This is a genomic window from bacterium, from assembly GCA_024228115.1.
Lineage (GTDB): Bacteria > Myxococcota_A > UBA9160 > UBA9160 > UBA6930.
The window spans coordinates 1-9,254 of the sequence record JAAETT010000450.1; the positions used below are offsets into that span (position 1 = coordinate 1).

The window sequence follows — 9,254 nt, forward strand, 5'->3', positions numbered from 1 at the left end:
GTCAAGTCAATCCGATACCGCTTCTTCGACATACGGGCCCCATGAATCGGCCCGCGACACGGCGAGAACCGATTGGCTGCGGGGGACGCAGTGCTTAGCATGACAACACTTCCGCCTTTGGTCGATACAAGGGACTAGCAGGCTGCGGAAGAACTCCGGACCGAGCCGGGTGCGTGGAGTTTCGGTCCAATCGAGGCGCGGAAGCGCAGCTGGGGCGAGCCCCAGCAAGCTTTCGCAACGAAGAGTGGGCCGAAAAGACGCGTGCCAGGCGACGGGAGGGGTTTTTCCGCAGCCTGCTAGTGAACTCGCGGGGTTTGCCCGGCATGGGGAGGCGCCCTAGCCTCTAAGGGTCGATGAACGCGTCGCCCCCAAAGACCCTTCGGTCCCGGTTTCCAGCACTCTGGTCGAACCGGCCCCCTTGCGATGCCGTTTTTCGTGCGTTGGCCGCTTGCGTAGGATGAACTACGCGCCCTGGCCCATGGAGGTCCCGTGGACGCATTGTCGTTGGTGATCGTGATCGTGGTATGTCTGTTGCTCTCGGCGTTCTTCTCCGGCAGCGAGACCGCGCTGCTGAGGCTTGCGCCTCATGACCTGGATGAGGAAGTGAAGGCCTTGCGAGGCCCGGCCGCCCTGGCCGCGAGGGATCTCCTGGATCACACGTCTCGCCTCCTCGTCACCATTCTTCTCGGCAACAACATGGTCAACATCCTGGCCGCCAGTGCCGCCTCCGTGTTGGCGATCCACGCCCTCGGAGAGGGAACGGGGATTCTCGTCTCCACGGTCGTCATGACGATGCTGGTGCTGGTCTTCTGCGAGGTCCTGCCGAAAGCGGCGGCCGCCAGCCACCCGCGAAGGATCGGGTTTGCCGTGGCTCTTCCGATCTACGTGCTGCATCAAGTGCTGCGGCCCGTGCACGTCGTCTTCGATCGTCTCGTGGAGCCTGTGGTCCGGCGCGTCGGCGGGCAACAAGAAGGAAGCGATACCGCCGCGGCGACCGAGGCCGTCTTGCGGATCGCGCGCGCCAACGCGAACGGCAAGCCCGAAGGGACGCCGCTGGCGATCATCGGTGCCACGGCGGGTGCCGCCAACATGACGGTGGAAGAGATCATGGTGCCCCGTACCGAGATCATCGCTTTCCCTGTCTCGATCCCGCCTGTGGAATTGCTCGAAAGCGTGCTCGAGGAGCGATACACGCGGGTTCCGATCTACACGGGAGACATCGACGACGTGGCTGGCATGGTGCACCTGAAAGATCTGATCGAGTTGGTGCGCCAGGGCGGAACGGACGTCGCAAATATCCTGAAGCCGGTGCTTCGCGTGCCGGAACGAAAACCGATCCTGAGGCTGCTCCAGGAGATGCAGCGCAGTTTCATGCACATGGCACTCGTGAAGGATGAATTCGGCGTGACACTCGGCCTTTGCACGGCGGAGGACATCCTCGAGGAGATCGTCGGAGAGATTCGCGACGAGTTCGATCGGGAGGAGCTTCAGACGATCCGGGAGGTCGGCGGCGAAGCCTTCGAGGCGCTGGGACGGGTGAAAGTGCTCGATTTCAATCGGGAGACGGGCTGGGATGTGCCCGCCGAACGAGGCGATTCGTTAGGCGGTCTGGTCTTCAATACGCTCGGTCATGCTCCGAAGCAGGGCGACCGCGCCGATCTCGAGGGCTTTACCGTGACCGTCGTCGGAGTTTCTGGAAGCCGCATTACTCGCGTGAGGGTGGCTCGCGGAAGCCCGCGGGAGGCAACCGGCTGATGGCCATACGGACGGAGCGGGACGCTGAGATCTTTACGGTCGTGATCGATCGGCCGGAACGTCGCAATGCGGTGGATCGTGAGCACGCCGAGGCGTTGGCCGAAGCGTTTCGCGATTTCGAAGCCGACGAGCAGGCTCGAGTGGCCATCTTGTACGGCGAGCACGGCACGTTCTGTGCGGGAGCCGATCTGAAGGCCGTCTCGGAAGCCGAGGGCCGCGCGAATCGCGTTGCGGAGCAGGGCGATGGGCCGATGGGGCCGACACGCATGGCGCTCACGAAGCCGGTGATCGCCGCGGTCGCAGGCCATGCGGTTGCGGGCGGGCTCGAGCTTGCGGTGTGGTGTGATCTTCGAGTCGTCGAGGAGAGCGCGACCTTCGGGGTGTTCTGTCGCCGTTGGGGTGTTCCGCTGGTGGACGGCGGCACCGTGCGGTTGCCTCGCATCGTGGGCCACGGACGCGCTATGGACATGATCCTCACGGGGCGGCCCGTGGGGGCGGCGGAGGCGCTCGCCATGGGCCTCGCCGATCGGCGGGTGCCCGATGGCACGGCCCGCTCTGAGGCGGAGAGCCTGGCCCGGGAGATCGCGGCATTTCCCCAGCGCTGCATGCGTGCCGATCGACTCTCGGCGATTCAGCAATGGGATCGGGCGGTTCCGGATGGCCTGCTGGGCGAGTACGAGCTGGGCATCGAGGTCATACGAAGCGGGGAGACGCAGGAGGGCGCCACCCGCTTCCGGGAAGGCGCCGGCCGGCACGGCCACTTCGATTCACCCGGGGAGGCTCCTCGGGGTTTGCCCCGGGCGAAAAATTTGGAATGATTCTGATGGGTTCCACCGGGAGTTGCGCCTCGCTTCAAGCTCTCCGAGCAGACACCCGATAGGACCGGAATTCCACCCGCCATTCCTTCAAGGAGGCTTCGGCCATGACCATGAACCGTGGGGTCGCCCTGATCTCCATTCTTGCTTTCACCCTGACCCTTGGCTGCGCAAGCCTGGGCCTTTCGCGCTCGGGCAACAAGTTCAACTACGACAACGCTGCCAACCTCAAGAAGGGGATGAGCAAGGACAAGGTCCTGGAGGTTCTCGAGGCCGAGCCCCGCGCGACCGGCAAGTCCGGCGGCCGGGAGCATTGGCATTTCGAGTACGTCCAGAACACGGGCGTGGGCCTTCCGATTCCGATCCCGTTCATCGGTGCCGGCGCTGGCGCGTCCAAGGGCCAGGCCTACACCTGCGACGTCTATTTCAGCGGCTCGTCGGGCAAGGTGGTCGAGGTGAACTACTTCACCCGGCAGCTCGGCGGAGAGAGCGTGAGCTTCTAGCTCAGCGTTCCGCACTGCGAGCCATGAGTTCGCGCGAGATCTCTACGCCCCTCGTCCTTCCGGACGGGGGGCGTCGTCGTTGGTGCCGGTCTACCATGGCCGTGTGCGAAGCCGCCGGCTCGTCATCTTCGACGCCATCTCCCTGACGGCGTTCGCGCTGGCCTCGGGTTGGGTGGCGACCCGCCTGGGCTCGCCTTCCGCAGGAGCCATCGGCTGGATCGCGTTTGGTGCAGTGGCTGGGATCGCCGCTGCGGATCTCGCAACCGGTGTCGTTCACTGGATCGGCGATCGATGCTTCGAGGAAAGCACGCCATGGATCGGGGGGATGTTGATCCAGCCCTTCCGGGAGCATCACGAGGATCCCGCCGCGATCACCCGCCACGGCGTCCTGGAAGTGACCGGGAACAACGCGCTCCTGCTCTTGCCTGTGCTGGCGTTGATGGTCTGGTTCGCGCCGACGTTCGGCGGCTCCGCCGGTGCAAGCTTCGGTCTGGCATTCCTGGGCGCTTTCGCCACGGCCGGACTGCTCAGCAATCCGATTCATCGTTGGTCACATCTGGCACGGGTGCCCGCACCCCTCTCATGGCTGCAGCGGCATCGACTCCTGCTCTCACCTGCGCATCACGCCCTCCACCACCGGGGCGGACATCAGACGCATTTTTGTGTCGTGACGGGCTGGATGAACCCGCTGATCGACGGGCTCGGGAGGTTCCGCAAGCGCAAGCGAGTCTCTTCGCTGCCGGAGCGGCCTCGCGCCACGGGGAGCAAGCTTGGACGCGTTTGATTGGAACGCGTTCTACTACGCCAGCTGGCAATGGCCCTGGGCTCTGCTGGTCGTGCCCTTCGCCTACCTGGCGATGCGCGCCGCGACCCAGGCACCCCGAGGCGGTGCCGTTCCAGGCGAGGCGCGCTTCGTTTCGGGCTGGCTCCTGCTCTTCGCGGTCGAGACCATGCTCGATCCGATTGCGACGGGGCCCCTGGCCAAAGCAGTCGACCATCCGACGGCGAGTACGGCGCTCGGGCTTTCGTTCGTATTGTTGGGAGATTTCCGGGTCTACTGGCTCGTTCTCCATCTATTGGCTCCGGCCGACGGTCTTGCTCGCACCGCGGGGCGTGCGGCAGCTTTGACTGCGCTGGTGCCGCTGGTCGCAGGCTTCGGCAACGCGGCACTCGATCGCGCCACGGGTGGCGTTCCGGGCCAGGTCCTCTGGCTCCTCCACGAGAGTTCGTTCGTGGTCGTCGCGCTCGTCCTCGCGCGCAGGGTCGTGCCCGCCCGGCTCGGTGAGGGCGGCGAGCGGTCCACCTTCCTGCGCATCGTATTGGGCTATGTCGTTGCCTACTACGCGCTCTGGGCCGCTGCCGACGTGATGATCCTGGCCGGCCTCGACGAGGGATGGGCCATCCGATTGGTGCCGAATCAGCTCTACTACGCGTTCTTCGTTCCCTTCGTGCACCTCGCGTTCTTTCGAAGCAAGGGTTAGAGCGAGAGCGGGGACGTTCTTTCCGCTGTTTCCGTTACGGAGGAACCCGCAGAGCGGGTTCCTCCGTAACGGAAACAGCGGAAAGAACGTCCCCGCTCTCGCTCTAGAAGGCCACTCCGGGCAGCCATGTGACGAGCCCCGGCCATACGAAGAGAGCTGCCAGCCCGAGGAGCTGGAGCAAGACGAACGGCACGACCCCGCGGTAGATATGGCCCAGTTCGATTCCTGGTGGCGCCACGCCCTTCAGGTAGAAGAGAGCGAAGCCAACGGGAGGGGTCAGGAACGAGGTCTGCAAACAGACCGCGACGAGCATGGTGAACCAGAGCTTGTCGATCCCGAGTGCCAGGGTCACAGGCTCCATCAGGGGCAGCACGATCAAGGTGATTTCGATCCAGTCGAGGAAGAAGCCCAGCAGGAAGACCAGGCCCATCAAGCAGACGACGATGCCGGTCGGGCCGAAGGGCAGGGCGGTGATCGCGCTTTCGATCACCTCGTCACCGCCGAGTTCCCGAAGCACTACGGAGAAGCAGGTGGCGCCGAGGAAGATGGCAAAGATGAAGGACGTGGTGCGCGCTGTTGCCTGCGACACATCGCGGACGATTCTCCGGTCCAGGCGCCGGCGTGCGAAGGCGAGCAGGGTCGCGCCGAGCGCACCGACGCCAGCCGCTTCCGAGGGGGATACGATGCCAAAGAAGATCGAGCCGAGGACGGCGATGATCAGCCCCAGGGGCGGGAGGAGGGCACGGATCACATCATTCAGCGCAGCCCGGCCAGCGCTTCCGGCGTGGGGCGGTGCAAGATGCGGCTGAAGCCGGCAGCGGAGGGTCAGGTACGCGAGATAGAGCCCGGCCAGCAGCAGGCCGGGGAAGACCGCACCGAGGAAGAGATCGCCGACGGAGAGCTGCATCGGATCGCTCATCAGGACGAGCATGATGCTCGGCGGGATGAGGATGCCCAGGCAGCCGGCGGCGGCCACCGTGCCGACCGCAAGTTCCGGCTGGTAGCCGTCGTCGAGCATGGCCGGCAGCGCCAGGGTGCCGAGCAGGGCCACGGAAGCGCCGATGATTCCGGTAGACGCTGCCAGGACGACACCCAGGAGAGTGACCGCGAGTGCCAGCCCGCCTGCCAGGCGGCCCATCAGTGCCTGCATGGCGCGCAGCAGGTCGGCCGCGATCCCGCTTCGGTCGAGCATATGACCCATGAAGACGAAGAGTGGGAGCGGTACGAGCCCGTAGTTCGACATCGTTCCGTAGATGCGGTTCACGACCAGGCCCAGCGTCGAGAGATCCGCATCGACCAGGAAGCCGTGGTTGTTCAGGATTTCCCCGCCCAACGCGAAGATCACGCCGGTTCCCGCGAGTACCCACGCCACCGGGTACCCCGAGAGCAAGAGGGCGACGAACGTCGCGAACATCAGGCCCACGAAGAGGACGTTCAGGTCACCTTCCACGGGGCTCAGCGTTCCTCGCGCTCAGGCCACAACACGAGCGCTTGTCTGGCCGCCGTGCCGAGGGATTGCAGGCTCAGCAGGGCGAGGGCCAGGAAGAGCACGCCCTTGATGATCCAGCGGTAGGGCAGGCCGCTCGGCATCTCCGAACGCTCGCCCAATTGGAACGATTGGAGGAAGAAGTCGAATGCGTAGAAGGTGACGATCAGTGCAAAGGGGAAGAGCAGCAGCAGGCAGCCGAGCAACTCGATCCAAGCGCGTGCGCGGGGCGTGAGACGTGCCGCGAGGATGTCTGCCCGCACATGCTCATCGGCCACGTAGGTGTAGGCGAAGCCGAGCAGGAAAGCGGCTGCGAACAGATGCCACTGAAGCTCTTCCAGTTCGATGAAGCCGCGGCCGAGCCCGTAGCGAAGTGCCACGTTGATGATCATCACGACGACGAGGACCGGATAGAGCCAGGAGGCCGCCTTACCTACCGCATTCGACAGGTTCGAGACGCTGTCGGCAAACAACCGAAGGTTGCTGCGCAAGCCTAGTCCTCGGGTGTCGCGATCGAGGCCCAGGGCTGGTAGCTGGCGCGAAAGGCCTGGAGCGAATCCCATGCCCGCTTGAAGTCCGGGTCAGCCGCGCTGGCTTCCTTCATGACTTCCCCAGCTGCGGATCTGAATTGCGCCATCATTTCCGGAGACCAGTTGTGGATGGTCACCCCCTCTTGCTCGAAGAAGGCGAGGGCCTCCCCCTGGACGGCCAGGCCGCGGGTCATGCTCCAAAGGGTCGAGGCGTCGCATGAGGTCCGAACGGCGGCCTGCTGCGCCTCCGAGAGCTTCGCCCAGCTCTTCGCATTCACCACCAGTTCCATGATCGAGGACGGCTGGTGCCAACCCGGAAAATAGTAGTGCTTGGCCACCTTGTAGAAGCCCAGGGGTTTGTCGACGGCGGGCATCGAGTATTCGGTGGCATCGAGAACGCCCCGTTCCAGAGAAAGGAAGATGTCGCCGGCCGCGAGCATCGTGATCGAGGCTCCGAGCTTTTCCATCGCCTTCCCGCCGAGCCCCGCATAACGAATCTTCAGGCCATGGAGGTCGGCCGGGCTTTCGATCGGTTCGCGGAACCAACCCGAGGCTTCCGGCGGGATCACGCCGCAGGGGATCGGTACGACACCGAGCTTGCCGTAGATCTCCTCCCATAAGGCGAGGCCCCCGCCTTCATGCAACCATGCCAGGTACTCGGGTGCTTCCGGTCCGAAGGGGACGGCACCGAAGACCGCCGCGGCCGGTAGCTTTCCCATCCAGTAGCCAGGAAAGGCGAAGCCGGCATCGACCTTACCCGAGGAAACGGCGTCCATGATCTGGAGGGTGGGGACGAGCTTGTTGGCATCGTAGACCCGCAAGCGGATTCCGTGGCCTTCCATGGCGTTCATGCGAGCTTCGAAGTTGCGGATCGTTTCGCCCAGCACCGGCATGTTCCGGCTCCAGGCCGATTGGATTTTGAGGCGCACGTTCTGGCCGGACGCGTGCGTTGCCAGCAGCAGGCAGGCCAGAAACGGAAGGATGGCGCACGTAGCGACGCGCCGAGCGGAATCCACCGGTCGATCTGAGTTCAAGAGTCGACTTGCCGAAGGAACTCGGACAATCCGTGGCCCGTTCGATCGCCGAGGGTCCAGGTTGTCATGCCCTCACCGATATGCGTCGTCATGCCCTCGCGTCGGTTTCGGAGGGGGATGAAGCCATCGACCTTTCCCTCGATCGTGAGCTCCTCTCCGCTTTCGGTTTTGACCTTTGCCGTCACCTGTTTGTGGTAGAGGCCGTTCTCTTCGTATTCGGCTTCGATGCTGGCATCCACGAGTCGCTCCATCGTGTCGCCGCGCACGAGCACGCCACCCGCGGTTCGCTCCTTGCCCTCCGCATCTCGTTGGATCACCGAGACCATGGCGCCGAGATCCGGCCCGAAGTTGAGCGTGAGCCACTCGTAGGAATGGATGGCCTGCCAGTAGCGCGGGCCCCACGAGTGATCGCGCAGGCCGTAGCCATCGATGTCGATTGTCTCTCCGTCGAACTCGAGCGAGCCGGTCACGTGCATGTGCTGCTCGAAATGGGCCTTGGCGAAGGATTCCTCCGCATCACGTTCGTGTTCCTTCTTCGTGGCCTTGCTGCCATAGAGCGGCCCGACTGCCTCATGAGTGAGATCGAACGCGATTTCCTTCTTGGGGTTGTCCTTGAAGGCGCGGCGGGGTTCGGCCATGTCCCGGGGCTCGGCGAGCTCCACGACTTTCCCCTGGAACGTCGTGCGATGGCGCTCCGTCGGTTCCAGAACCTCGAAGGCAAGCCCGCCCGCGTCGAAGGCATCGTTGCCGTCGATCGGCGCGCGGCGAAAGGTGAAGAGCACCCGTCCGTCGGGAAGGTAGAGGCAGACCGTCATCTCGGCGTTGCCTTCGTTGGCCCGGTTTCCGAGCCGGAACCAACCACCCAGCGATTTCTCGTGATCGAAGAAGTTGTAGTATGCGCTCTCGTTGAAGTTCGGCTCGGGGCCGAGTTCGTGCATGTAGTCGTCTTCCGGCTCGATGTTCCCGATGATCTTGGCCATGGATCCTCCTCGAGGCGGTATACTAACCGACTCAGAGGAGATCCAACGTGACGCTTCGAGGCATCGTGATCCAGCTGAACACCGGAACCGCACGGGAAGCCGGAACGAATGACGCGCTCTACCTGGGTGTCTCCGGAACCGCCGGCGGACGGGAGTTTCCCCTCGACGTGGCCTGGTTCGATGATTTCGAGCGCCGCTCGCGGGTGAAGTACTGCCTCGGCAAGGTGTGGGACGAGGAGGCCACGGCAGGCTCCAAGCGGCCGAAGATGGCCCACGCCGATTGGAATGATCCTGCCTACTTCTACGTCGGATTCGAGGGCATCGATCGCCTCTACTTGCGCAAGCAATCGAGCCGAAGCGCCACCCGGGATGACGCGTACGAACTCGACGAGATCGAAGTCACGCTCTATGGCGACGAGCCCCGCAAGCGGATCTTCCGCTGCACTACGGGCATCTGGCTGGGGACCGCCTACGGAAGCCAGGTCTGGATCCCCGAAGTCGGCGAGGGCGAGCGGAGCGTCTCCCTACGAACCTAGTCCCTTGTATCGACCAAAGGCGGAAGTGTTGTCATGCTAAGCACTGCGTCCCCCGCAGCCAATCGGTTCTCGCCGTGTCGCGGGCCGATTCATGGGGCCCGTATGTCGAAGAAGCGGTATCGGATTGACTTGAC

General features: G+C 64.2%; 10 protein-coding genes. 6 read left to right on the top strand and 4 right to left on the bottom strand.

Annotation, left to right across the window (positions count from 1 at the left end; genetic code table 11):
• Window positions 1-489 precede the first annotated feature (489 nt).
• The 5 genes from GY937_19405 (at window position 490) to GY937_19425 (ending at window position 4,554) form a co-directional block, all read left to right on the top strand.
• Complete coding sequence (locus tag GY937_19405) at window positions 490-1,755, top strand: HlyC/CorC family transporter (GenBank protein MCP5058874.1); 1,266 nt, start codon at window positions 490-492, stop codon at window positions 1,753-1,755.
• A complete protein-coding gene (locus tag GY937_19410; GenBank protein MCP5058875.1) occupies window positions 1,755-2,573 on the top strand; it encodes a crotonase/enoyl-CoA hydratase family protein in 819 nt (272 codons plus the stop codon). The genes GY937_19405 and GY937_19410 overlap by 1 nt, the downstream gene beginning before the upstream one ends.
• A gap of 104 nt (window positions 2,574-2,677) precedes the next feature.
• Complete coding sequence (locus GY937_19415) at window positions 2,678-3,073, top strand: hypothetical protein (protein MCP5058876.1); 396 nt, start codon at window positions 2,678-2,680, stop codon at window positions 3,071-3,073.
• Between the two features lie 103 nt (window positions 3,074-3,176).
• Window positions 3,177-3,857 carry a hypothetical protein gene (locus tag GY937_19420; GenBank protein ID MCP5058877.1) on the top strand — a complete coding sequence of 227 codons (681 nt, stop codon included), beginning with the start codon at window positions 3,177-3,179 and terminating at the stop codon, window positions 3,855-3,857.
• Window positions 3,844-4,554 carry a hypothetical protein gene (locus GY937_19425; GenBank protein MCP5058878.1) on the top strand — a complete coding sequence of 237 codons (711 nt, stop codon included), beginning with the start codon at window positions 3,844-3,846 and terminating at the stop codon, window positions 4,552-4,554. The genes GY937_19420 and GY937_19425 overlap by 14 nt, the downstream gene beginning before the upstream one ends.
• A 103-nt stretch (window positions 4,555-4,657) precedes the next feature.
• Here GY937_19425 and GY937_19430 read toward each other — a convergent pair whose 3' ends face one another.
• The 4 genes from GY937_19430 to GY937_19445 are packed head-to-tail and all read right to left on the bottom strand — an operon-like array spanning window position 4,658 to window position 8,584.
• Window positions 4,658-5,968 (bottom strand): TRAP transporter large permease subunit, encoded by a 1,311-nt coding sequence (locus GY937_19430; GenBank protein ID MCP5058879.1) that lies wholly within the window; start codon window positions 5,966-5,968, stop codon window positions 4,658-4,660.
• 41 nt (window positions 5,969-6,009) lie between these two features.
• Complete coding sequence (locus tag GY937_19435; GenBank protein MCP5058880.1) at window positions 6,010-6,531, bottom strand: TRAP transporter small permease subunit; 522 nt, start codon at window positions 6,529-6,531, stop codon at window positions 6,010-6,012.
• A gap of 2 nt (window positions 6,532-6,533) precedes the next feature.
• Window positions 6,534-7,586 (bottom strand): TRAP transporter substrate-binding protein, encoded by a 1,053-nt coding sequence (locus tag GY937_19440; protein MCP5058881.1) that lies wholly within the window; start codon window positions 7,584-7,586, stop codon window positions 6,534-6,536.
• A gap of 14 nt (window positions 7,587-7,600) precedes the next feature.
• A complete protein-coding gene (locus GY937_19445) occupies window positions 7,601-8,584 on the bottom strand; it encodes a hypothetical protein (GenBank protein MCP5058882.1) in 984 nt (327 codons plus the stop codon).
• Window positions 8,585-8,631: 47 nt separating this feature from the next.
• Between GY937_19445 and GY937_19450 the strand changes: the two genes are divergently transcribed.
• Window positions 8,632-9,120 carry a hypothetical protein gene (locus GY937_19450; GenBank protein MCP5058883.1) on the top strand — a complete coding sequence of 163 codons (489 nt, stop codon included), beginning with the start codon at window positions 8,632-8,634 and terminating at the stop codon, window positions 9,118-9,120.
• The last annotated feature ends 134 nt before the right edge of the window (window positions 9,121-9,254 follow it).

Excerpts from the sequence above, each read along its gene's own strand:
- GY937_19410 (MCP5058875.1), top strand. The coding sequence starts at position 1,755 with ATGGCCATACGGACGGAGCGGGACGCTGAGATCTTTACGGTCGTGATC.
- GY937_19415 (MCP5058876.1), top strand. The coding sequence starts at position 2,678 with ATGACCATGAACCGTGGGGTCGCCCTGATCTCCATTCTTGCTTTCACC.
- GY937_19430 (MCP5058879.1), bottom strand. The coding sequence starts at position 5,968 with ATGTTCGCGACGTTCGTCGCCCTCTTGCTCTCGGGGTACCCGGTGGCG.
- GY937_19445 (MCP5058882.1), bottom strand. The coding sequence starts at position 8,584 with ATGGCCAAGATCATCGGGAACATCGAGCCGGAAGACGACTACATGCAC.